The sequence below is a fragment of the Aquidulcibacter sp. genome, from assembly GCF_044346625.1.
Classification (GTDB): Bacteria; Pseudomonadota; Alphaproteobacteria; order Caulobacterales; family Aquidulcibacteraceae; genus Aquidulcibacter.
The window spans coordinates 1-22,104 of record NZ_JBIIYV010000016.1 but is presented as its reverse complement, the minus strand read 5'-3'; the positions used below and the strand labels follow the sequence as shown (position 1 = coordinate 22,104).

25 protein-coding genes, 1 tRNA gene and 1 pseudogene are annotated in these 22,104 nt (G+C 55.1%); 15 read left to right on the top strand and 12 right to left on the bottom strand.

What is annotated here, in order from left to right:
* Nucleotides 1-20: 20 nt before the first annotated feature.
* The 6 genes from tatA to ACIQ20_RS06225 all read right to left on the bottom strand — a co-directional run bounded on the left by tatA (nucleotide 21) and on the right by ACIQ20_RS06225 (nucleotide 5,222).
* Complete coding sequence (gene tatA, locus ACIQ20_RS06250; RefSeq protein ID WP_395778461.1) at nucleotides 21-251, bottom strand: twin-arginine translocase TatA/TatE family subunit; 231 nt, start codon at nucleotides 249-251, stop codon at nucleotides 21-23.
* Between the two features lie 204 nt (nucleotides 252-455).
* Nucleotides 456-1,076, bottom strand: coding sequence for an SMC-Scp complex subunit ScpB (scpB, locus tag ACIQ20_RS06245; RefSeq protein ID WP_395778528.1), 621 nt, complete (start codon nucleotides 1,074-1,076; stop codon nucleotides 456-458).
* A gap of 146 nt (nucleotides 1,077-1,222) precedes the next feature.
* The gene (locus ACIQ20_RS06240; RefSeq protein ID WP_395778459.1) at nucleotides 1,223-2,023 is read right to left on the bottom strand and encodes a segregation and condensation protein A; all 801 of its coding nucleotides are present in this window, start codon (nucleotides 2,021-2,023) and stop codon (nucleotides 1,223-1,225) included.
* 1 nt (nucleotide 2,024) lies between these two features.
* The gene (locus ACIQ20_RS06235) at nucleotides 2,025-3,083 is read right to left on the bottom strand and encodes a glycoside hydrolase family 3 N-terminal domain-containing protein (protein WP_395778457.1); all 1,059 of its coding nucleotides are present in this window, start codon (nucleotides 3,081-3,083) and stop codon (nucleotides 2,025-2,027) included.
* 23 nt (nucleotides 3,084-3,106) lie between these two features.
* Entirely contained in the window at nucleotides 3,107-3,973 is an 867-nt protein-coding gene (locus ACIQ20_RS06230; RefSeq protein ID WP_395778455.1) for an SPOR domain-containing protein, read from the bottom strand.
* 67 nt (nucleotides 3,974-4,040) lie between these two features.
* The gene (locus tag ACIQ20_RS06225; protein ID WP_395778453.1) at nucleotides 4,041-5,222 is read right to left on the bottom strand and encodes a deoxyguanosinetriphosphate triphosphohydrolase; all 1,182 of its coding nucleotides are present in this window, start codon (nucleotides 5,220-5,222) and stop codon (nucleotides 4,041-4,043) included.
* A 45-nt stretch (nucleotides 5,223-5,267) separates the two neighbouring features.
* Between ACIQ20_RS06225 and erpA the strand changes: the two genes are divergently transcribed.
* Both erpA and ACIQ20_RS06215 read left to right on the top strand, forming a co-directional pair.
* Nucleotides 5,268-5,669, top strand: coding sequence for an iron-sulfur cluster insertion protein ErpA (gene erpA / locus ACIQ20_RS06220; protein WP_395778451.1), 402 nt, complete (start codon nucleotides 5,268-5,270; stop codon nucleotides 5,667-5,669).
* Between the two features lie 81 nt (nucleotides 5,670-5,750).
* Nucleotides 5,751-6,422, top strand: a complete 672-nt coding sequence (locus ACIQ20_RS06215; protein WP_395778449.1) for a nitroreductase — start codon at nucleotides 5,751-5,753, stop codon at nucleotides 6,420-6,422.
* A 9-nt stretch (nucleotides 6,423-6,431) separates the two neighbouring features.
* Here the strand turns inward: ACIQ20_RS06215 and ACIQ20_RS06210 are convergent, their stop codons facing one another.
* Nucleotides 6,432-6,803 (bottom strand): hypothetical protein, encoded by a 372-nt coding sequence (locus tag ACIQ20_RS06210; protein ID WP_395778447.1) that lies wholly within the window; start codon nucleotides 6,801-6,803, stop codon nucleotides 6,432-6,434.
* Between the two features lie 82 nt (nucleotides 6,804-6,885).
* On the opposite strand from ACIQ20_RS06210, the gene xth reads away from it, so the two are divergent.
* On the top strand, nucleotides 6,886-7,668 hold the full coding sequence (gene xth, locus ACIQ20_RS06205; protein WP_395778445.1) for an exodeoxyribonuclease III: 783 nt from the start codon (nucleotides 6,886-6,888) through the stop codon (nucleotides 7,666-7,668).
* Nucleotides 7,669-7,680: 12 nt separating this feature from the next.
* Here xth and ACIQ20_RS06200 read toward each other — a convergent pair whose 3' ends face one another.
* On the bottom strand, nucleotides 7,681-8,559 hold the full coding sequence (locus ACIQ20_RS06200) for a hypothetical protein (protein WP_395778443.1): 879 nt from the start codon (nucleotides 8,557-8,559) through the stop codon (nucleotides 7,681-7,683).
* A gap of 195 nt (nucleotides 8,560-8,754) precedes the next feature.
* Here ACIQ20_RS06200 and trmFO point away from each other — a divergent pair, with 195 nt between their 5' ends.
* The 3 genes from trmFO (at nucleotide 8,755) to ACIQ20_RS06185 (ending at nucleotide 11,960) form a co-directional block, all read left to right on the top strand.
* On the top strand, nucleotides 8,755-10,137 hold the full coding sequence (gene trmFO, locus ACIQ20_RS06195) for a methylenetetrahydrofolate--tRNA-(uracil(54)-C(5))-methyltransferase (FADH(2)-oxidizing) TrmFO (protein ID WP_395778441.1): 1,383 nt from the start codon (nucleotides 8,755-8,757) through the stop codon (nucleotides 10,135-10,137).
* Nucleotides 10,134-11,105, top strand: a complete 972-nt coding sequence (locus ACIQ20_RS06190; RefSeq protein ID WP_395778438.1) for an endonuclease/exonuclease/phosphatase family protein — start codon at nucleotides 10,134-10,136, stop codon at nucleotides 11,103-11,105. The genes trmFO and ACIQ20_RS06190 overlap by 4 nt, the downstream gene beginning before the upstream one ends.
* An 81-nt stretch (nucleotides 11,106-11,186) precedes the next feature.
* On the top strand, nucleotides 11,187-11,960 hold the full coding sequence (locus ACIQ20_RS06185; RefSeq protein ID WP_395778436.1) for an enoyl-CoA hydratase: 774 nt from the start codon (nucleotides 11,187-11,189) through the stop codon (nucleotides 11,958-11,960).
* Here ACIQ20_RS06185 and ACIQ20_RS06180 read toward each other — a convergent pair.
* Nucleotides 11,957-12,988, bottom strand: coding sequence for a serine hydrolase domain-containing protein (locus ACIQ20_RS06180; RefSeq protein ID WP_395778434.1), 1,032 nt, complete (start codon nucleotides 12,986-12,988; stop codon nucleotides 11,957-11,959). The two genes, ACIQ20_RS06185 and ACIQ20_RS06180, sit on opposite strands and share 4 nt — an antisense overlap.
* Before the next feature lie 43 nt (nucleotides 12,989-13,031).
* Nucleotides 13,032-13,520 carry an HPP family protein gene (locus ACIQ20_RS06175; protein ID WP_395778432.1) on the bottom strand — a complete coding sequence of 163 codons (489 nt, stop codon included), beginning with the start codon at nucleotides 13,518-13,520 and terminating at the stop codon, nucleotides 13,032-13,034.
* A 381-nt stretch (nucleotides 13,521-13,901) separates the two neighbouring features.
* Here ACIQ20_RS06175 and ACIQ20_RS06170 point away from each other — a divergent pair, with 381 nt between their 5' ends.
* The 4 genes from ACIQ20_RS06170 (at nucleotide 13,902) to ACIQ20_RS06155 (ending at nucleotide 17,504) form a co-directional block, all read left to right on the top strand.
* On the top strand, nucleotides 13,902-15,143 hold the full coding sequence (locus ACIQ20_RS06170) for a vWA domain-containing protein (protein WP_395778429.1): 1,242 nt from the start codon (nucleotides 13,902-13,904) through the stop codon (nucleotides 15,141-15,143).
* A 62-nt stretch (nucleotides 15,144-15,205) separates the two neighbouring features.
* Nucleotides 15,206-15,634 (top strand): hypothetical protein, encoded by a 429-nt coding sequence (locus tag ACIQ20_RS06165; protein ID WP_395778427.1) that lies wholly within the window; start codon nucleotides 15,206-15,208, stop codon nucleotides 15,632-15,634.
* A gap of 88 nt (nucleotides 15,635-15,722) precedes the next feature.
* Nucleotides 15,723-17,021, top strand: a complete 1,299-nt coding sequence (locus ACIQ20_RS06160) for a dicarboxylate/amino acid:cation symporter (RefSeq protein WP_395778425.1) — start codon at nucleotides 15,723-15,725, stop codon at nucleotides 17,019-17,021.
* A gap of 129 nt (nucleotides 17,022-17,150) precedes the next feature.
* On the top strand, nucleotides 17,151-17,504 hold the full coding sequence (locus ACIQ20_RS06155) for a SnoaL-like domain-containing protein (RefSeq protein WP_395778423.1): 354 nt from the start codon (nucleotides 17,151-17,153) through the stop codon (nucleotides 17,502-17,504).
* On the opposite strand, the gene ACIQ20_RS06150 is transcribed toward ACIQ20_RS06155, so the two are convergent.
* Nucleotides 17,479-18,618, bottom strand: coding sequence for a pyridoxal phosphate-dependent aminotransferase (locus ACIQ20_RS06150; RefSeq protein WP_395778421.1), 1,140 nt, complete (start codon nucleotides 18,616-18,618; stop codon nucleotides 17,479-17,481). The two genes, ACIQ20_RS06155 and ACIQ20_RS06150, sit on opposite strands and share 26 nt — an antisense overlap.
* A 139-nt stretch (nucleotides 18,619-18,757) precedes the next feature.
* On the opposite strand from ACIQ20_RS06150, the gene gcvA reads away from it, so the two are divergent.
* Complete coding sequence (gene gcvA, locus ACIQ20_RS06145; protein WP_395778419.1) at nucleotides 18,758-19,678, top strand: transcriptional regulator GcvA; 921 nt, start codon at nucleotides 18,758-18,760, stop codon at nucleotides 19,676-19,678.
* Between the two features lie 47 nt (nucleotides 19,679-19,725).
* Complete coding sequence (locus ACIQ20_RS06140) at nucleotides 19,726-20,073, top strand: chorismate mutase (RefSeq protein WP_395778417.1); 348 nt, start codon at nucleotides 19,726-19,728, stop codon at nucleotides 20,071-20,073.
* A 7-nt stretch (nucleotides 20,074-20,080) separates the two neighbouring features.
* Here the strand turns inward: ACIQ20_RS06140 and ACIQ20_RS06135 are convergent, their stop codons facing one another.
* On the bottom strand, nucleotides 20,081-20,467 hold the full coding sequence (locus ACIQ20_RS06135) for an Hpt domain-containing protein (RefSeq protein WP_395778415.1): 387 nt from the start codon (nucleotides 20,465-20,467) through the stop codon (nucleotides 20,081-20,083).
* Nucleotides 20,468-20,615: 148 nt separating this feature from the next.
* Between ACIQ20_RS06135 and ACIQ20_RS06130 the strand changes: the two genes are divergently transcribed.
* The 3 genes and pseudogenes from ACIQ20_RS06130 to ACIQ20_RS06120 form a co-directional block, all read left to right on the top strand.
* Nucleotides 20,616-21,203: a hypothetical protein gene (locus ACIQ20_RS06130; protein ID WP_395778413.1), complete on the top strand. Its 588-nt coding sequence runs from the start codon at nucleotides 20,616-20,618 to the stop codon at nucleotides 21,201-21,203.
* A 170-nt stretch (nucleotides 21,204-21,373) separates the two neighbouring features.
* Nucleotides 21,374-21,449: transfer RNA gene (locus ACIQ20_RS06125), tRNA-Lys, on the top strand.
* A gap of 288 nt (nucleotides 21,450-21,737) precedes the next feature.
* Nucleotides 21,738-22,104 (top strand): annotated as a pseudogene (locus ACIQ20_RS06120) (transposase); the annotation flags it as partial.

Sequence of the window (22,104 nt, the reverse complement as noted above, 5' to 3'; positions counted from 1 at the left end):
TTTAGAGGTCAAAGACCGAATTACGCTTCGGTCTTAGACTTAGCCGAAGGGCTCACGTCAATTGTGTTGCCATCATTGACCTTGGCAGCCTCAGAAGCCGCAGCGGTGGGTTCATCGGCCAAGCCCTTACGGAAGCCTTTGATGCCTTCTGCAGCGTCTTTCATGATGGAAGACAGCTTACCGCGTCCACCAAACACCAGCAATGCCACGGCTGCAACGACCAACCAGTGCATCAGACTCATACCGCCCATGTTATTCTCCGTTTCGCTGATCGGCCCTGACCACAAGGCTGCTCAAATGCACATAATCTACCAAGGCCCCGCTTGCCAGTCACTTGCTGCAAGCTCTCAGGCAAACGTGATAGCAGGAAAGGATTACCAGACGCCTATCAAAGCCCGTTTTGAACCGGTTGGTTCAGAGTTGCGCGTCGTTCCAGAATTAAAGCGCGTTTTGATCTAAGGTTCAAAGAAATCCTGTGTGAAGGCAATGTCATCACCGTCCAGTGCTTCATAAGCATTACCATCGTCGCCATCTTGGGCAGAAATGGGGCGAGGAACCTCAAAATCAGGTGGCAAGCGCGCATCAAGCAGTCCTTGCGCTTGCAAATCCGCCTTGCCCGGTAGGTCTTCGAGACTTGCTAGATTGAAATGAGCGAGAAATTCCCGCGTGGTGCGATAGGTCAAGGGCTTGCCGGGCGACTGTCGCCGCGCCCCTGCCCTTACCCAACCGATCTCCATCAGCAAGTCCAATGTGCCCCGCCCGACGCCAACACCGCGCACTTCTTCAATGTCAGAGCGGGTGCAAGGCTGGTGGTAGGCGATGATGGCCAAGGTTTCGAGAGCCGCTTTGGACAGTTTGCGCGGCTCTTCGCGCCTTTCTTCCATCAGAAAGGCCAGATCGGGTGCGGTCTGAAACCGCCAACCGCCCGCTACTTCAGCAAGAACGACGCCACGACCAACATAACGCCGTTTCAAGCGCGCGAGTGCGCCGCCCACATCAGCCCCTTCGGGCAAACGCGCAGCGATGGCCGTAGCGCGCACAGGCTCAGCGCTCGCAAATAGGAGTGCTTCAACCATGCGGTCGACATCAGGCGCAGGATCAACAGAAAGGTCTGCACGATCCACCAAATCGAGCTCTGGCTTGGCGCGCGCCAGACTGCGCACGGCAGCGACAATCGCCTCCGGCGAGGTGCGGTCGTCGGTGCTGTCGTCTTCCGATTGCGTCACACCAAAGTCTCCGGCCCGGCCTTCACATAAAGGGGCGCATAATGTTCCAATTGCCGCACGACGAGCTTGCCCTGTTTGGCAAGTTCAAGGCTGGCTGCCAAGAGGCTGGCATAGCGAGACGCTGCGCTAGGGGGTTCTTTCGTGAACGTCGTCACAGGCGGGGCAAATTCCCCCAACGCCTGCCAGTCCTTTGCGCGCGGCATTAGACGCTCAAGCCGTTTTCGCGCATCATCGAGGGAGTAAACCGGCCAAGCTTTGACTTCATGTTTTGGCTCAACGCCGCGCACACGCTGATCGGCATAAGCGCGCAAGAGATCGAGGATAGTCGCCTCCCACAAGGGGATTTCGGTGACAGCGGTCTCTTCCGGCGCGCCCCGGGTATAGAAGTCCAAGTCTTGCTGAGGACGCTGGTAGAGCGCCTCGGCAGAAGCACGCATGGCATCCAGGCGTGCAAGCCGCCAAGCCAGATGCGCGGCGATGTCTTCAACCGGCTCTTCGCCAGCAGGCCTTTCCTTGCGTGGTAGTAAAAGACGAGACTTCAAATAGGCCAGCCAAGAGGCCATGACCAAATAGTCGGCCGCCAGATCTATCCGGGCGGAGCGGGCCGCAGTGACAAATTCTAGATATTGTTCCGCCAGCTTTAGGATAGATAGCCGCCGTAAATCGACTTTTTGGTCGCGGGCCAAGCGCAACAAGACGTGCAGCGGGCCTTCATAGCCATCAAGATCGACACTGAAGGCGACATCGCTTTCGCCCACGCCGCGCAGGGCGGCTTCGAGGACATCGTCGCTTGCCATATTAGGCCCATGCCTTTCGGGTCGGATCGGGAGAAATCGATAGGGTCATCGCTTTCTCCCAGCCGGTCAATTCAGTGAATCTTGCCCACAATTGGCCAGAGTCCATGGCGACATCGGGTACCCGGGCATAGCTTTCGGCGCGCTGAGCCCGTGCTAAACTTGCGCCCGCCAGTTGAGGACACAGTTGCAGAAAGGCGTCACGCTCTTCCAATGTGCCATGACAGCGCATCGCGATATCAATGCCGGCGTCAAACACGCGCGCAGTTTTGACTGCATCGGGTTGATCGAGGGCCTTCATGGTCAAATCATCCGTCATCAAAAGCCCATCAAATCCCATGGCCTCACGAATCCAAGTTTGAACCAAGGGGGCAGATTGACTGGCTGGGGCGACGGGATCGATGGCTTCATACACAACATGACCAATCATCCCCATGGGCGCGGACTGGTTTGCGCGGAACGGCAGTAAATCTTGCTCCAAAACCTCTTTCGAAGCTGCGATCCGCGGCAAAGCTTCATGGCTGTCGAGCGCAGCGCGGCCTTGGCCGGGTAGATGCTTTAACACGCCAACCACACCGGCGACTTTTAGCCCAGCAAGGCCGGCCTGTCCTAAATCTGCAACGCAAGCGGGATCCGCAGACAAGGCGCGGTCGCCAATCGCACGGCTCGCCCCTTCCAGCCGCAAGTCCAAGCAAGGTGCGCAATTGGCATTTATCCCAACCTCGGAAAGCATGCGCCCGATAATCTGGTGGTGCAAGTTGCAGGCTTCCAAGGCGTGAGCAGGATTATCTTGCCAAAGCCTGCCATAATAGGACAAGGCGGGTAGGCGCGGCCAGACGGGTGGACCCAAACGCTGAACTCGCCCACCTTCTTGATCGATAAAGATCAAACATGCCCGCCCAACGCTGTCGCGCAGGTCCTCGCACAAGGCGCGAAGCTGGGCTGGAGTCTCACAGGACCGACCAAAAAGGATAAAAGCCCAAGGATCGCGCGCCGCGAACAAACGTCGTTCTTGCACGGTCAACACCGGCCCTGCTACGTCGATGATACAGGCGACAGGCATGCTAGGGTCGCCCGATCCTCACCCTAGCGGGAAGCTGGAATGCACTGTGCACCCGCGCTGCGGGCCTTGCCACAAAACACATCCACTTCCGACCGGCTTTCAAAGCCCGTCGCGCGGATCCGATACCATGTACCTTTAGCGCCTAGGTCGGCAGCAACGATCGACACAGGCCCCGATAAGCCAGAGGCCCGGAAGCGTGCCAAAGCCGTGTCAGCAGAGGCTTTATCCTTAAACGACCCCAATTGCGCGGCGAAAGCCGACGCAGAAGCGGTCGCTGGCACGGGCACTGCTTTTGGTACCGCAGGCGTTGGCGCTTTGGCTGGCGTTGAGACTGGGGTCACAACTTTGGTGACAACCGGAACTGGCTTAGGAGCTGGCGCGGGTGCTGCAGGCTTCACAGCTGCGGTCGTCGCGGCAGGCTTGGTCGGCGTCGCCGCTGCCACTTCCCGTGGCGGTGGCTTTGTAGCAGGCGCAGGAGCGGGAACCGGCGCAACAGCTGCCGGGGCAGCGCTGCCATCCGTTAACATCGGCGCTTCTGCGGGATTCGCAGGCTGAACTTCCAGCGCAGGTGCTGAAGCACCGCTGGCGGCATCAAACACCCCCTTATCAAGATCAGAGCCAACGACGGGAGCCGTCGCCGCCGGGTCGCCAGGAGCTTTGAACGATCCATTATTCTCCACGACTTGTGGCGTATCGCCAGGTTCGCGGCTTGAAGAATAGACCTGCCAGAACACGACTCCAATCAAAGCGAGCACGGCAACAATGCCAATAATGATCAGTGGGCCGCGACTACGATCTTCTTCTTCTTCGCGCGCGTCAAAGGTCAAGAACCCATCGTCTTGATCATCAGTGTCGTAATCGTCAAAGGAATCACGATCCCGGTTGGCCATGCGAATCTACTCCAGACTTAAAAGAAAGTTTCTTGTAACTCTCAATTAGGTCGGCGCCAGCCCCTTGTTACAAGGTGCGATCGAGATTGAAGAGTCTGCGATGTTCATCAATCGCAAAATCATCAGTCATTCCAGCGATATAGTCACATACAAGCCGTGCTGCCTTCGTGGAATCTTTGCTGTGGAGATGCAACCAAACCGGCGGCAAAGTATCAGGTTCGGCCAGAAAAACGTCGAATAATTCGCGAACGATTCGCCGCGCTTGGCTGCGCGAGCGATTCATTCGCCAATGCCGATACATTTTTGCGTAGAGAAATTCGCGCAAGGTCGCTGCTTTTGCGATCATCTCGTCGGAGAACCCGACCAAGGCTTGCGGTAAAGCACGCACTTCATCCACCGATTGTGGCTGATAAAGCGCAATACGCCGCTGGCTCTCGACGACAAGATCATTCACCCAGATGCCGATTAAACGTCGAATGACTTCCCCGCGCATCCGGCCCAGATCAAGATTGGGATAATCTTTGGCAGCAGCATCATAGACTTCGCGGACCAAAGGCACGCTGTCACACAATTCCACATCGCTAAAAATCCCACCGGTGAGAGCATCATCTATATCGTGATTGTTATAGGCAATGTCGTCGGCGACGGCCGCTACCTGGGCCTCTGCGGAAGCAAATGTTGTTAGCCCCATGTCGAACTCGGCATTCAGGTCCTGCCAAACCGGAGCCAGAATTTCGAGCGCTGCCCCATTCGCCAACATCGGCCCATTGTGCTTCACGGTTCCTTCCAAGGTCTCCCATGTCAGGTTTAGACCGTCAAAATTTGGATAGCGTCTCTCAAGCCGGGTCAGTGCGCGCAATGTCTGAGCATTATGATCAAATCCGCCCCAAGGCTTCATGCAATCATCCAGCGCGTGCTCGCCTGTGTGACCAAACGGCGGATGACCTAAATCATGGGCCAAAGCGCAGGCCTCTGCCAAATCCTCGTTTAAGCCAAGCCTGCGCGAGACAGAGCGCGCGATCTGGGCGACTTCCAAAGAATGCGTAAGGCGGGTGCGGAAGTGATCACCTTCATGGGCAACAAACACTTGTGTCTTGCCTTTCAGGCGACGGAAGGCGGTTGAATGAATGATCCGGTCACGGTCGCGTTCGAAGGCCGAGCGCGTCTGACTTTCTGCTTCTGGCCAACGTCTACCACGACTTTGGGCAGGATCAGCGGCAAATGGTGCCAGACGAGATAGAACAGGCATCAGGGTCTTCCTTAAAACAAGTTTCTCCCCCATATAGGGACAAAGTTGACGGAAAAGAAAACAGCTTGGTGTTCAAGCTGCCTTTTTGCGCCTTTTAACAAAGATAGGCTTACGCTCATGCAGTCAGGGTTTTCTGTTTCAGATGCCGCAGCGGCGAAAATTGGACACCTTATTGCCACCGAACCAGGGGCGGCTTTGTTTCGGGTGGCGGTCAATGGTGGCGGTTGCTCTGGCTTTCAGTATGAGTTTGGTTTTTCTGAACGCGCAGGCGAAGATGATGTCATCATCGAAAAAGGTTCTGCGAAAGTAGCGGTCGACCAAGTCTCCCTGCCCTTTTTAGAAGGGGCAGAAATTGACTGGGTTGATGATTTGATTGGATCCTCCTTCAAGATCCGCAATCCGAATGCAAAATCATCTTGTGGCTGTGGCGTTAGTTTTTCTGTTTAAGGAAACAGACTAACTGCGGCTTGCCCTCGCCCGATGTTTGGCCTTAGTGTCAGAAAAAATTACCAGCTCAGGGAAAAAGCCATGAATGTCGAAACCGCTGTTAAGCAACGCAAATCTGTGCGCGCCTTTAAGCCTGACCCCGTTCCCTTAGCCGAGGTTCGCGCCCTATTGGATATTGCACGCGCGGCACCTTCTGGCGGCAATCTGCAACCTTGGAAGATGATCGTGATTGCAGGAGAAGAGCGCGACGCAGTTGTTGCCTTGGCGCAAAGATCGCTCAACGAAAACCCGCGTGGCGAAGCGGGCGAATTCCCAATATATCCCGCTGAAGTCAAAGAACCCCATCGCACGAGACGCTATAAAGTCGGGGAAGAGATGTACCAGATCCTTGGCATCCCGCGCGAGGATAAGCTTGGGCGTCTGGGCCAAATGTCGCGCAATTATCAGTTTTTTGGCGCGCCGGTAGCAATTTTCTTTGTCATCGACCGGTCGATGGGTCACGGGCAATGGGCCCATGTTGGCATGTTGATGCAAACCATCTGCCTAGTCGCCGAAGAACGGGGCCTCGCCACCTGCATGCAAGAAGCTTGGGGGATGGTGCGCCAAAGTTTGGCTGCCCATTTTGGCTTGCCTGACAATGAAGTGATCTATTGCGGGTTGGCGCTTGGCTATGAAGACAAGGACGCGCCGATCAACCAATTACACACAGAGCGCGCGCCTTTAGACGAGATTGCCGTGTTCAAAGGCTTTTAAGTCCAAAACTCAATTGGTGGCAAAAATCGCGCCACCCTTATCCGTCGTGTTTTTCACTTGCTCTTGGAAACCACGCGAAATCCGGCGCCATTCATCTGCCGTCCGGCACGTGCGCAGCGACTTCAGCCGCGTGCCAAGAATGGCTTCTTGCTTACAGACCATACGGGCCCCACGCCGCTTTGGCTTGGCAATGGGCGTTTGCGCTTCCGTTGCTTCGACAGTGGTTGAAGCTGTGCTCGACTGCTGAGAAGCCTCTGAAGGCGCAGTCTGCGCTGGCGTTTGTGCCAAAGCAGCGCCTGCGCACATCAATCCACCGAAGATAGCGATCAGGCCAGCAGCCAGATAAGAAGAGGCGCGAAGCGCAGAATTGGAGCGTGTCATGCAGGAACCTCTAATCAGGACTATCAAACTGGTCGAAATCACGTAAATCATACTGCAGACTTCGAGACTTAGGACCAGACTAATGCGCATCGCGACTTTTAATGTCAACTCTGTCAACGCGCGCCTACCAAACTTGCTGGAATGGCTGACCGAGGCCACTCCTGACGTTGTTTGCATTCAGGAAATCAAGTGTGAAGAGCCGAAGTTTCCGCGCGAAGCGTTGGAAGATGCAGGTTACAATTGCTTCATTTCAGGCCAAAAAAGCTATAATGGCGTCGCGATCTTGACCCGATTGCCTGCAGAAGTGGCTCTTAACCGACTGCCGGGCGATGAGGATGATTTACAAGCCCGCTATCTCGAAGTCGAAGTCGCAACGCCGACCGGCGCGGTGCGAGTCGCCAACCTGTACTGTCCGAATGGCAATCCCTTGGGCACCGAGAAATTCGACTACAAGCTGCGTTGGATGGCCCGTCTTCAGAGCCACGTTGCAGGTCTATTGCAGCTTGAAGAACCTTTGGTTTTAGCGGGTGATTGGAACATCATCCCAAGGCCAGGTGATTGTTATGATCCTGCCGCATGGATGGGTGATGCTCTATTTCAACCCGAAAGCCGCGCCGCTTGGCGGCGGCTTTTAAACCTCGGTCTGACGGACGCCTTTATGGCGGTGAATGGGGCTGAACATGCCTATACATTCTGGGACTATCAGGCAGGGGCTTGGCCCAAAGATCATGGCATACGTATCGATCATTTTGCCATCAGCCCGCAGGCAGCAGACCACCTGAAAGAAGTCAAGATCTGGCGCATGGCCCGGGCGCGCGAGAGAGCGTCAGACCATGTTCCGGTGACGGCTGATTTCGATTTTTGATCCAGCCGGCTTTTAAAGCTCGGATTTAGGCGGTGGCAGCGCGCCTTGGCTTTGATGCCAAGCATAAGCACCTATGCACAGGAAGCCGAGATTAAGAACCCCCGATACCATTCCATAAAACAGAATGTAGAACGCCCAGCCCGCAGTCGCAAATTCCTGAGCGCTTGCAGGTAGGCCAGAACCAATCTTGGTTCCCAAGGCCAACGCCCCCATAGTCGCGAGCGCTTGGATGATGGTGCCCAAAATGATCGTTATGACTACCCACAACAGATAAGCACCGAAATAGCGCCAGAATTTACCATTGGTTTGTTCATAGGATTCTCTAAGCCCCAATTTTCCCGTGACCATGCCCATCACGCCAAATTGGCTCAACCGCAAGCCAAACCAAGCTATCGCCCCAATCGATGCAAGGATCGCAAGGCTGCCGAGCGCCCTGTGGATACTGACCAAAAGGGATACGATAATCCCCAAAGCAAAAGTAGCCACAAAAATGGCTCCGATAAAAGCCATGGTTGCAAGCAGATAGCGCGCTTCAGTTGGACCAGCCTGAAGCCCCCAAAAGCCTTCTTCGCGATCATCCACCGTTTTGCGCAAGGCCATCCCAGTCAAGAAGGCACTTAAAATGGCGCTGATCACAAACGAAACACCGAGCGCGGGCATAGCGGGGCCAAGAATGGCCCGCACCTGCTCCATAGACGGCATTTGCTCGATCTCTGCCAGCGCGGCATAACGCTGAATCGCATCGCCAGCACCCGTGCTCGCCAAGACAAACATGTAAATCGCCATGACCGCCGCTGAAAGCAAAGCATAGCGCATCACAAATTGCGGCTGGCGCTTCATCAATTCAAAAACAGAAAAGGCCGCTTCGGAAGGGGAAAAAGTCTTGGTCATCGAAATTCCTCAAGTGGGGAGCGCAATCCAGCACACCCTCCCATTCGACTATATCCCGTTGGGGTGCAAGAGGGGGAATCAAACAAGCTTGATCGTCGATCCCCGTTGCCCCTTCTTGAAGAATGGCAGCATCTCGCTGTGGCGACTGAGCCCGCCCCCTCCCCTCAAGGCCATGGCTGCGCTATTTGAAGGCCTATGTCTCAGGTAAAACCCATTCACATCATCGGCGGCGGCCTCGCAGGTAGCGAAGCGGCTTGGCAGATCAGCCGTGCGGGCGTGCCCGTCATCCTTCATGAGATGCGCCCGATCCGAAAGACCGATGCCCACCAAACCGATGGCTTGGCAGAGCTGGTTTGTTCCAATTCCTTTCGCTCCGATGACTGGGAGTTCAACGCCGTTGGCTTGATCCATGCCGAGATGCGACGGGCAGGCTCGCTCATCATGGCCTGTGCCGACGACCACAAAGTGCCGGCAGGCTCTGCCTTGGCCGTTGATCGCGATGGGTTTTCGGCCGCCGTGACCCAAGCCTTATCGCAAGAACCCTTGATCACGATCCTACGCGAAGAGGTGACCGGGCTACCGCCGGAATCCTGGGACAGCACCATCATCGCGACGGGTCCCCTGACGTCCGACCTTTTGGCTCAAGCCGTACAATCGGTGACGGGCGAAGATGAGTTGGCCTTCTTTGATGCCATCGCGCCTATTGTCCACCGCGAGAGCATAAATTTCGAGACTGCTTGGTTCCAAAGCCGGTGGGATAAAGTAGGTCCTGAGGGCGATGGGGCCGATTACATCAATTGCCCCATGAACAAAGAAGAATATGAAGCCTTCATTGATGCCTTGTTAGCTGGTGATAAGACAAGCTTCAAAGAATGGGAAAACACCCCCTATTTCGAAGGCTGCTTGCCGATCGAAGTGATGGCAGAGCGCGGTCGAGAGACGTTGCGTTTCGGTCCGATGAAGCCCGTTGGCCTCGTTGATCCGCGCACGGGCAAAAGGCCTTGGGCTGTCGTCCAATTGCGGCAAGACAATGCCTTGGGCACCCTGTTCAATATGGTCGGGTTTCAAACCAAGCTGAAACATGGTGCCCAATCCGACGTCATCCGTATGATCCCGGGCCTAGAACAAGCGCAGTTTGCGCGATTGGGTGGCATTCATCGCAATACATTTCTCAATTCGCCAAAATTGCTTGATTCAAGTCTACGATTAAGGTCGCGCCAGGATATTCGCTTTGCCGGACAAATCACCGGATGCGAGGGCTATGTCGAAAGTGCAGCGATTGGCCTGCTGGCTGGTCGGTTCGCGAGGGCTGAGCGTTTGGGCGGCACACCCAATATTCCCCCTATCACAACAGCATTGGGCGCGCTGCTAAACCATGTCACGGGCGGGCACGTCGATGGGGGCAAGGGCAGTTTCCAACCGATGAATGTCAATTTCGGTCTGTTTCCCGAATTGAGCGAAGATGCAGGCGGTAAAGGCAAAGAACGCGGGCGCTTACGCAAGAAGGCATTGGCCGTTCGTGCCTTGGCTGACCTCGACACTTGGCTTGATCATACTGAGAAAGAGCAGGCCGCTTGACCATCCTCGTCTGGATCATCCGGATAGCCCTCGGGCTTGTCGGATTGGCTACTTTGGGCTTGTGCGGGCTAGCCTTGGCGGCACCCTTTCACTGGATCTTGGCGCTCTTTGGTGCTTGGGACAGATTGATCATCGTCTTTGGAATAGTTGGACTTGGTGCTTTCTGGCTCGGAAAGTGGCGCGTGATGACTGTATTGCAGGGGGTAGCGGTCCTTGCTCTTCTTTTCTTCAATGTGCGTGTCCCGACGGATTACTCCACACTCTTCCCGAAAAAGAGCGATCCATCCCGCGAGTACGTGATGGCTTGGGCCAATATTCACGACAATCGCTCTGCTTTAAAGAGCTTGGCGTTGTTGCCCGAGGTGAAAAAAGCGAAAGCAATCGGACTGGGTGAAGTGCCTGAATTCAGCAATTTGCAAGAGTTGTTCCCGGCTGCTAATCAACGAGAATCGGCAATTCCGTCTAGCGAAACGTGGGGCGTTGAGACTCTGGGTTGTCGGGTGGAGAAGCCCAACGGTGACCTATCGGTGTGGCAAGGTCGTAATTTTGGCCTAAAGGCACGCTGCGGCGGTTTCACTTTGTTCGTCTTACATCTCCAAAATCCAACACGCGGCCGTGGCGAAGGTCTAAGGATACGTAACCTGGAACTAGCTATTCTGGCAGAAACTGTGGCCAAAGAGCCCGGCCCGGTTCTCGTGATGGGCGATTTCAACACGACCCCGAGTGCTTTGCCCTTGTACAATCTCCTTCAGACCGCCAATCTTAAGCGCGTTGCGTGTGGTGGCCCTAATCCAGGGACCTGGCGTCCCATTGACTGGAGCGGGACCACTATGGACAGGATTCCGGGCCTTAGAGTGACAATCGACCATATTTTGGTGCGCGATCTCGACGTGCAGGCCTGTGAGGTTGGCCCGGATATCGGGTCCGATCATTTCCCGCTGATCGTCACCATCACTCAACCTAATTAAGCACACCCCATTGCCTTTTCTGATCTGGACTGAAACAAAGCCAGCCGAGAACGAATACGCCTAAGCTCTAAAGGAAAATCCATGACCCTGACCGTTGAACGTCAAGACGCCATCGCCATTGTGACCTTGAACCGGCCCGAGGCCATGAATGCAATGTCGAAAGCGATGCGTTTGGCGCTTTATGACGCCATTACTGACTTGAATCAGGACGAGGCCATTCGGGTGATTGTTTTAACCGGGGCCGGACGTGCCTTTACGGCAGGCCTTGATCTGAAAGAATTGTCAACGGACCCGCTCGCGATGGGCGATGCCACAGCCGAAAAGCCTGAAGCCAATCCCGTTCGCGCGATTGAGACCAGTGCAAAGCCCGTTATTGGTGCGATCAATGGAGTTGCGATTACAGGTGGCTTTGAAGTCGCCTTGGCTTGCGATGTATTGATTGCGTCGACTGGCGCGCGCTTTGCCGACACGCATGGACGGGTCGGCATTATGCCCGGCTGGGGCTTATCGCAAAAATTGTCGCGCTTGATCGGCATTTATCGGGCGAAAGAATTATCTTTAACGGGCAATTTCTTGGATGCAGAAACGGCTGAACGTTGGGGACTGGTTAATCGAGTTGTCAGCCCTGAAGACCTGATGCCGACTGCGATGAAACTGGCGGCAGATATGGCCACCATGCCAGCCCAAGCGCAGCAAGAGTACAAAAAGCTGATCAATGACGGCTTTGCCATGACTTTTGGGGCTGGCTTGCAGCATGAAACGGCCTTCTCGACTGAGCGCAACAACCAAGTCACGCCCGATAAAGTCGCAGCCAATCGCGAAGCCGTTCAAGCCCGTGGGCGTGGTCAGGCTTAAGCGCCTAGTATAAGGCTTAAAAACTTCTGATCGGACCAGTCGCCAGCGCCACCGCGCAGGGACTGGGCAATACCGTCGGCTTGGCGCACGATAACCATGTCTTGTTCGGGCAACAGATAAAGTCGCTGATTGCCAGCGCCCGCTGCCATATATAGCTTGCCGAGCCCTGATAGCGAAACGGCTTCCCCAGCCACACCAGATCTAGGCCCCGGGCCAATCATACCAGGACGCGGCATCCACCACGTCAAACCATAGCCGGGATTGGCTTTGCTGGCTTCAAAATTTGCCTTCAAGGCTACCGGATCCACCAAGGCCTTTCCTTCGTGCACCCCGCCAGCCAAAACAAACTGGCCAAACTTTGCCCAATCACGGGCGGTGATCGCCGCGCCAGAAGGCAAATGCGGCATGCCATCACTGCCGCGCTGCCAACGGATGGGCCGGATGCCGAGCGGGGTGAAGAGACGTCGGGTCAAATAGGCGAGCGGGTCTGCATCCCCTGTTTTGGCGGCCACCAGTTTACGGCGGGCCAATTCCCCGAAGACTTGGAAGGGCACTGGGCCATAAGAGAACTGGCTGCCCATCACACTATTGGAAGGCGCGGCCAAAGCTTCGGCATAGGTTGGAACATCACCAAAACGGCGTCCACCTTTCCCATCAATACCGCTGACCAGATGCAGCAAGTCGTTCACGCGGATAGCAGACCGATAGCGATCCGACAAAAATTCGGGCAGCGTGTCGGCGCAATATTCATCCAGCTTCAAAAGACCGTCCTGCACCAAGGCAGCGGCCATGACACCGGAAAAGCTCTTGGTGCCGCTGGCTAGTTCCCAGCCCTTAAAGCGCAGGCCTAAGCCTTGATAATCTTCAACGAGGACCTGCCCGCGTTGCATCACAAGGAACGATATCCCGCGCCGGGCGGTCGAATAAGCCTTGGCCGCCTCAAAGCGCGTTTGCGCAAAAGCAGGGGCCGCGGCCAACGCGGATAGGCCTATAAGGGTGGAGCGGCGTGAGAGAAGCATCTTTGTCATACTTGCTTGAACGAAGATGACCTTGTTTTCCGTCGCGCTGGTCTCAAAGGTCTCGTTTCAAGCCAGACTTTGGTTCTGTCAGCCACAGATAAAAGCGGCCCAGACCCACCAAGATACAAGTTGACGCGGCTAAAGTTGCCAAAAAGGGAAAAGGCTCGGGGTGGCTGACCCCAATCACCAAAGGCATCGCCCCTGCTGGCGCATGGAGTATATCAAATACCACCATTGCAAAAATCGCTAGCGCGACCGCAAGGCCAATGGCCCAAGGTGTCGGGCTAAGCATGGTTAAGACCCCCAACCCAATCACGGCAGAGATAAGACTACCGCCAATGACTGCGCGGGCGCGCGCCAGAGGGCTATTGGGAACCATCCAAACCAAAGTCGCCGACGCCCCTAATGGCGCAATGAGATAGGGAAATAGGCCGATCTGTTTCAAACTTGCCAGCAAAGCGATGGCAAGGCCTGCACCCAAGGCTGGTTTCCAAGGTTGGGAGGCTAGGCGGCTTTGAATTATGGAATGAAAGTCCTGCATGTGGGCTGTCTTTCAGAAAACGAAGGACTTTCACACAGGTCTAACCTGAAATAGGTTAAACAGAATACAGTTAATGCGGTTCTTTTTTAATTAAGGTTAATATAAACAATAGCTTATGATTATGTTGCATCTTAGCTTTGTTAACCATCTTTGGAGCAAGCCCCATTTCAAACCGAAAGCACTGAAATATTAGCAGAATTAAACCTAAATGCACTCAAATCATGAGATTAGAACTTGAAAATGAAGAATATTGATTACAATAATACTTCATGGTAATTTAAATTTAGCGATCGTAGTAATACATATTTAAATATTTATACTTACAAAAAATTAACAAAGCGCCCATAACTCGGACCTGTGCTTCCGTGTCAGGTTAAAATTATGCGTGCTTTTGAGCGAAATTGGAGAAAACTGGTCAAGCTGTCAGCGCGGCTGAAAAGCGAGCGCGGGACCATTGCACTCACCTTCGCGCTATCGGCTGCAGCTCTCTTGATTATGGGCGTTGGCTCCATGCAATTGGCTTTGATTTCAAGCGGCAAATCAAAATATCAGGCCGCTGCTGATACCGCAGCTTTGGCTGCAATTGCGCCAACGACTGCTGACGATAAAATGGCAGAAGTGGCCGAAAAAACCTTCATGGCCAATCTGAGCGCGAGCGAGCGTGACTTAGTCACCAGCTTTAACGTCACAACAGAAACTGGGCGCGTGCGTAGTGCGCTGATCTCTTACTTAGCCAAACAGGAATCGGTAGCACCCGGGCTCGTCGGCGACACTTACACGCCAATCAGCGGAACAGCACGTGCCCGCAAAGCCGATTATCGCTATATCGATGTTGACCTGTGGCTTGATGGCTCTGCCTCCATGGGCGTCGCCGCCGATGAAGCAGGCCGCGATAAATTACGCCTTTTGTCGAATGACGACCCAGATCACAAGAATTGCGCCTTTGCTTGCCATATCCCGACACATTTGAAGGAAAGCCACCTTTATTCAACATCAGAGCAGCGCGCCCACGCAAACGGCGTGAAGTTGCGCCACGACATCATGAAGGAAAGCGTGCAGATCTTGATTGATGAGTTGCACGACGCCTATCCTCGCGGCCTACGTGCTCGCTATGGCGTTGCACGGATGGCGGCAACTTGGGAACGGCAACTGTCTTTCACTTCGGACATGGATACCGCACGTAACTTCGTTGGCACGTTTCAACTGAAGCCGGGCTGGAGTTCGTCTCGCTTGACACCCGCTATGCAGACGGGCGGAGACACCCTGACCTCAGGGGCTGGCGATGGCTCTCAAGCCAAGCCCGAAAAGTTCGTCATTATCGTGACCGACGGCATGCAGTTTGACTGGAACGCGATCGCACCCGGCCCAATTGGCAGCACCGTTTGCCAAGACCTGAAGGCAAAAGGCTACCGGGTTGGCGTGGTTCAATTGAAATATGTCCGCCTAGATGGCGATGGCGCCTTCGATTTTTGGGTGAAGCCATACTATAATCAGATCACCCCGGCTCTCCAAGCCTGTGCTTCGACTGGTTACTACTTCCATGCCGACAATCCGGATGAGGTGCGAGCTGCCTTCCGGCAATTGGCGAAGACCTTGGAAGAATCCCTGCGCTTGACTGAGTAGGTCAGCGCAGGCCGCTTCGGCCAACGCAACGGGCTTAGTCACAGCAATGTGGGTTTCGCGTGATGGCGGATCATGTCAAAAGCGCGATTATGAAATATGCCTTCGCCTCTATGCTCCTCGCAGCCTCTCTCGCCTTAAGTGGGTGCGGCCAAGCCCCCAATGAAACCGCCGAGACGATGAAGGAGCTCAAAAGCTCCGCTGTTAGTGTCGCTGGAGATGCTGCCAAAGCTGTGGGCGAAGTACTCGATACCAAACTCGTCTGCCAATTGGCGGGGCAGTCTGAAAGCTTTTGTGGTTGCTTGCAAGGTGAGCTTGGCGCGAAGTTAAAGGCCGAGCACATTGATGCCGTGACGGCGATTGTGAAAACCTCCATCGACGGGTCAATCCAGTCCGCCGTAGAAACAGCGACCTCTCTGGATCCGAAGACCCGCAATGGCCTTGTTTCTTGTGCCGCCAAGAGCGCCATTTCGGACGCCATTAGCGGACAGTAGATCAAAAATGTTTCGCGGCTGAGACTTGGCGGCTTGGCGATTACTTATTAGTCTAATTCAGAATTAAACACACTTCTGGGTTGGCACTATGGCAGGGGCTACACATTTCAACGCGCCAGAAGCGCCACAACTGGCAACGCGCATACAAGGCATACTGCCAACCGCGTGCATCGTGAGTCTGGTCCTCGGCTTTGGTACTGGCGGTTTTCTGGCTAGTTTGGGCTTTGCCACTTGGACAGGTCCAACGATCGACTTCTTCGATGTTCTTGGAACCATGTGGATCAACGCCATTCGGATGACGGTCATTCCTTTGATCGTGCCGCTGTTGATCGGTGCCATTGCGGGCTCGGAAAGCGGCCGCTCGGCAGGGACCATTGGCATTCAGACACTCATCGGCTTTGTCCTGTTAAGTGCCTGCTTTGCTGGTCTTGCAGCCTTGAGCGCACACGGGGTCTATTCCGGCTTGACGCTTGATCTAGCTGTCACCGAAAAATTGCGTGCCTCTGTCTCACCCACCGATATCCCCACCGGCGATGCCAGTGTCGCCACATGGTTCAAAAATCTGATCCCGACAAATCCGGTCAAAGCGGCAGCCGATGGCACCATGTTGTCGCTTATCATATTTGCCCTTGCCTTTGGGTTTGCAAGTCTGGCTGCTCCTGCCGACGTTCGTGGCCAAATTGTCAGCATGTGTCGAACCATTAGCACCGTGATGCTGGTTTTGGTTCAGGGCGTCTTGCTGGTCGCACCGATTGGGATTTTTGCATTGACACTCGTTGTCGGCACCAAGCTAGGCGGGGCGGCGTTTACGGCCTTGGGCTATTTTATCGGTGTGCATCTCACTGCCGCGATGGTCTTCAGTCTGGGTTTGATCGCTATCACGGCAATTTGGGGCCGACTGCCTTTGTCCAACTTAATTAGGGGCATCGCAAACCCAATTTCAGTTGCCTTAGGTACCAGCTCCTCGCTGTCAGCCTTACCCGCCATGATCGAGACAGCCCGGGATGTGTGGCGATTGCCTGAGCGCATTTATGGCGTTGTGCTGCCATTTGCAGTTTCAACCTTTAAACCATCAACAGCATACGCTTGGGTGTTCTCCACTTATTTTCTCTCGCTTTTATTTGGCATGCCCTTAGGCCCAAAAGAGATTGCGTTCGCGGCTGGCTATGCTGCTTTATTCAATGCAACCGTACCTGGCATTCCAGGCGGCGGTATGATCGCTGTTGCCCCTCTCGTCCTTGCGCTCGGCCTGCCGATTGAGGGGATTGCGATCTTGTTTGCCGTCAATCCGATCACAGATCGAGCCGCCACGGCCATTAACGTCCTATCAAACCTGACCATCACAGCCCTAGTGGCTGCCGCGCAAAGGCGCGCTTTTTGCGGGTAGGCGGACCCAGGTGTTGGTGTTTGCAGTTATGATGCAAACCCAAAACTACAGCGGCATCCACTTGTCAAACGCAGACAAGTATGTTCTTGTTATGTTCTAATCGTGAGTAAGCAATCGGGAGTAAGTAACATGACGACACAAGAAGTTGCAGAAGCCTTCACCGCACTTTGCAAGGCAGGCCAAATGGATGAGGCTGGGCTTAAATATTGGGCTGAGAACGTGCGCAGCATTGAGAATATGGAAGGCCCCAATAGCGTAGCTGAAGGCGTGCCTGCACTCATTGCTAAGGGTGAGTGGTGGTATGGGGCACACGAGGTCCACAGTGTCGAGACCCATGGCCCCTATGTGAATGGCAATCAGTTCGCGGTGCGCTTTGTTATGGATATCACCAATAAAGAAAGCGGTGAGCGGGTCGCGATGGATGAGATTGCCCTCTACACCGTGGAAAACGGCAAAATCAGCGAAGAGCGCTTCTATTATTAAACCAAGGGGTTAAGCGCGCCATCGCATCTTCGATTTGCGGCGTCGAAACCGCAAAACTAAACCGAAGGTGCGTATGGCCCGCTACAGGGTCGAAGTCGACACCCGGCGCGATGGCGACGCCCGTATCTGTCAACATTTGATGCGCAAATGCCATGCTGTCGTCAGTCAGATGGCTGACATCGGCATAGATGTAAAAGGCACCATCTGGCGGGGCGATCCGGGTGACGCCCATAGCGGGCAAAGCCTGCAAGACGATCTCGCGGTTTGCGCGATAGGTCGCGACATTGGCTTCCAATTCATCGATGCAGTCCATGGCCGCAAGGCCTGCATGTTGGGCCAGTGACGGGGCTGTCAGAAACAAATTGCCCATACGCGCACGAGCGGCATCGACCAGATCATCAGAAGCCACCAGCCAGCCAAGACGCCAACCCGCCATCGAAAAATATTTTGAGAAAGAATTGACCACCAAGGCATTCGGGGCAAATTCCAGCATGGAATGGGTTCGACCAACATAGCTCAGACCGTGGTAGATTTCGTCTGAAATGATGCGGATGTTTCGCCGGGCGCACACGTCAGCAATCGCCTTAAGCTCTTCTGCGGGAATAATGGTGCCTGTGGGATTGGCCGGGCTTGCCAAGATCAGCCCCTTGGGTGCGCGCTCTAAGGCTTCAATCTGAGCGGCGGAGATTTGAAACCGGGTTGCCGCACCACACACAATCTCCAACGGCTCTAAATGCAGGGCTTTGACTGTATTGCGATAAGCCACATAACCGGGGCTGGCAAAGGCGATCTGATCCCCCGGCCCAAAAGCAGAGCTCAACGCCATCACCAGCGCCGGCGAGGCGCCACAGGTCAGTACGATCCGCTCTGGGTCGACAGAGACGCCGTATAAGTCCTGATACCGACCCGCTAAGGCTTCTTTAAGCTGGCTGCTTTCCCAATAGCCCATGCCATCTGTGTCCAGCACCTGATGGGCGGCAGCAATTGCTTTAGAAGGTGCCCCGGTTGAGGGTTGCCCAAATTCCATATGGATCACCTGTTCACCCCTTGCCTTCATGGCATGGGCGAGGCGGCTGATAGAAATAGCGCGGAAAGGTTCGATCAAGGCAGTCATAGTGGTTGGCATAAACAGGTTATGGCCAGAGTGTCGAGCCCTTGGCAGACCCTCATTTAGCATCGCGCCACAGCGCTCACGAGTAAAAATAGATTTTCTGATCGTTGTATTGCCTGCTTTCTGTCATTAGACTTTCTCTATGAGCACCTCCTATCCTCCCTTGAACGCGCTTCGCGCCTTTGAAGCCGCCGCGCGGCGGCTGTCCTTTACCAAAGCGGCGGAGGACCTCGACGTCACACCGGGGGCCATCAGCCAACAAGTCAAAATCCTAGAAGACTTTGTCGGCCAGCCGCTGTTCCGCCGCTTAGGTCGGGCGGTAGAGCTTACCGATTCCGCGCGCGCCTCTATGCCTTTGTTACGGGAAGCTTTTGAGCGGATTGATGACGCCGTGCGCCAAATGCGCCTGCCCTTACGGCGGGAACGGGTTTCGGTCTCTGCTGCCCCGTCGTTTGCTTCCAAATGGCTCGTGCCCCGCATCGATCGGTTTCAAGCCGCGAACCCCGACGTTCAAGTCTGGGTCGCTGCCGACATGAATTTGGTCGACTTTGCCTATGCAGATGTTGATCTGGCGGTACGTTACGGGCCTGGCTTTTATGAAGGCGTGACATCAGAAATGCTGATGGGCGAAGAAGTGCTGCCGGTGTGTAGCCCTGCCTTATTGGAAGGGGCCAAGCCTTTGCACACCCCGCAAGACTTGGCAGGCCATACGCTTTTGCACGATGTCAGCCCAGATAATGATCCGTCCTGCCCCGATTGGTCGATGTGGCTGACCGCGCGCGGGGTGCAACGCGCTGATGGCAATCAGGGCCTGCGCTTCAATCAATCCGCGATGGTAATTGATGCCGCTGCTTCTGGCCGCGGTGTTGCCCTAGCCAAACGCGCCATTGCGGCGGCAGACCTGCAATCTGGCCGTTTGGTTGCGCCTTTTTCGGGCGAGGGAGATAAAGTCGGCTTTGCCTATTGGCTGGTGCGCCCAAAGGGCCGGACAATGACCCCTGCCCTCAAATCCTTCTTGGACTGGATCAAGTCAGAGGCAACTGGCGATGATTGGGTGATTTAGTGATTGAGGCTTTGCGTCGGCACGCAGTCTAGTCTATCTGCGCGCCCATGACTGATCGTAACCTTGAAAGCCGCAACACGGCTGCCACCTGCCAGACCATGGCCGATGTGCGCCATGAGATTGACCGCCTTGATCGCATTCTGGTGGCGTTGATCGCAGAACGCCAAGGCTTTATGGATGCAGCCGCCCGTATCAAAGGCCATCGGGGCCTCGTGCGCGACGAAGCGCGCATTGCCGATGTGATCGCCAAAGTCGCCGTCAGCGCCGAGCAACACGGCCTTTCCATGTCCATTGCAGATCCGGTGTGGCGCACCATGATGGACCGTTGCATTGCTTATGAATTCAAGTCCTTTGATGCCCTAGCGTTCAAAGCACAGGCGACAAACGAAGACTAAGGCAAAACTAGCGCAGGGAAGCTAGCGCATATTGATGCTCAATCACGGCGATCTCGCCGATCACGGACTGCATCTCTGTGGTGATTGCTTCATAGAAGGCCCGCTTTTCGTCGCGGCTTAAAGGGCGAGCCTTGCTGGCCTCTTCGGCTTGGCCACACACTTCACCCATTTGCCAAGCACCAATCCCACGCGCCGCGCCTTTGACGGTATGGGCGGCATTTCCCCAATCTTGGGTTTCGGTAGAGGGTTGTAACAGCTTGCTCCACAGTTCAACCTGCTCGCGAAACAAGCCCAGCACTTCGAGTGCGAGCTCGTGATCGCCGCCGGTCATACGCTCCAAATGGGCTTTATCGACAGCTGGGCCTTGCTGATGAAGAGGTACGCTAACATCCATGCGACCTCTATAGCCATTCAAGGTTAAAACGGCATTTACAGACTGTGATCACGCAGGTGTGCGATTTCTGAAGACTTTATTCATGCTGGTTTCAGGGAGAGGCTGGCAAAGTGGCTTTCAGGGACATCTGAATCAAGGAGAGTTCACAATGCGTCTGCTTCTCACCAGCGCCCTCGTGTTAGCCGGTCTAGCCGTCACAGCCCCCGCACAGGCGCAAAGCATTTCGGTCCAAATTGGCTCGTCGGGCCCGGTCTATGTTGACCGTCGCGGTGCCGATTATTGGGGCCCACACGGCCAATGGCAACACTGGGACACCCGTTGGGGCAATCCCGCCGTTTATGCCAATCGCTGGGGCTTTGACGAGTATCACCCCCACCGCGGCTGGCGGCGCGACAAGCAATGGTATGCCCACCCGTCGGCTTGGTCAGACTGGGGTGGCTGGAACTGGTCCTTCCAAGTACGCGGCGGCGATGATTATGGCCGAGGCCGGGGCTGGGATCGCGACCGCGACGACTGGCGTGACCGCCGGGACCGTCACGATCGCCATGATCGCCACCGCGACCGTTTTGACGATCGCTACGGCTACCGGGCACCGGTCGTGCGCTGCTATCGCCAGCAAAGCCATGACTGGATCCGCGGCCGCAAAGCCCTCGTCAGCTATGTGCTGTGCACCGATCCGCGCGGGCGCACCTATGAACAGCACGGGTCTCGCCGGATTGAGGCTTGGCGCTGGTAGACCCGCGGAAAAGCACGGCTAAACGCACCTCGATTGCAATCAAAAGCGGCGCAGGGCTTGAACCCTGCGCCCATTTGCGCCATACGCCCTTTCCCTTGTTTCTCGCGCCCCTTGGGGCGGCTCGCGCTAACCAAACGCCAGCGGCTCCAGCCCAGATAAACAAGCCGGTCGGGTGATTAGCTCAGTTGGTAGAGCAGCTGACTCTTAATCAGCGGGTCGCAGGTTCGAACCCTGCATCACCCACCAATTTCTCTCAATTAATACATATAATTGACCAATCCCGACAGGAAGGGAAAGGTCCGATAATTACAATTTGGGGCACAATTGGGGCACAGATGTTTGGAAGGACACATTACGGGTACTTTCGATTCGAAAGATTCTGAGCCAAGATAATTCTTGAGCCACCTAAAGGCATGTCTACAATTAGGTCATCCAAGATCTCAAAAGTGTTTGGAACTAGGCTATGTCTGCACTGACCCAGCCCCTTAAAATCCGGCCAAGAATTTGTAGAGTCCTCGAACGAGAGGATGACAGATGCGCAAGAGCAGATTTACCGAGCAGCAGATCATTGGGATGATCAAGGAGCACGAGAGTGGGATTTCGACGTCGGAGGTATGCCGCAAGCACGGGATCTCAGATGCGACCTTCTACAAGTACAAAGCCAAGTTCGGCGGGATGAGCGTATCGGACGCGCAGAAGCTCAAAGCGCTCGAGTTGGAGAATGCGCGGCTGAAGCGGCTTCTGGCCGAGACGATGTTAGATGTTGCGATCCTGAAGGACATGGCAACAAAAAACTACTAACGCCCGATGTGAAGCGCCGCGCTGTGGTTCAGGCGATAAGGGACCATGACGTCAGCGAACGTCGGGCGTGCAGCCTGGCTGGACTGGATCGCTCCACGTT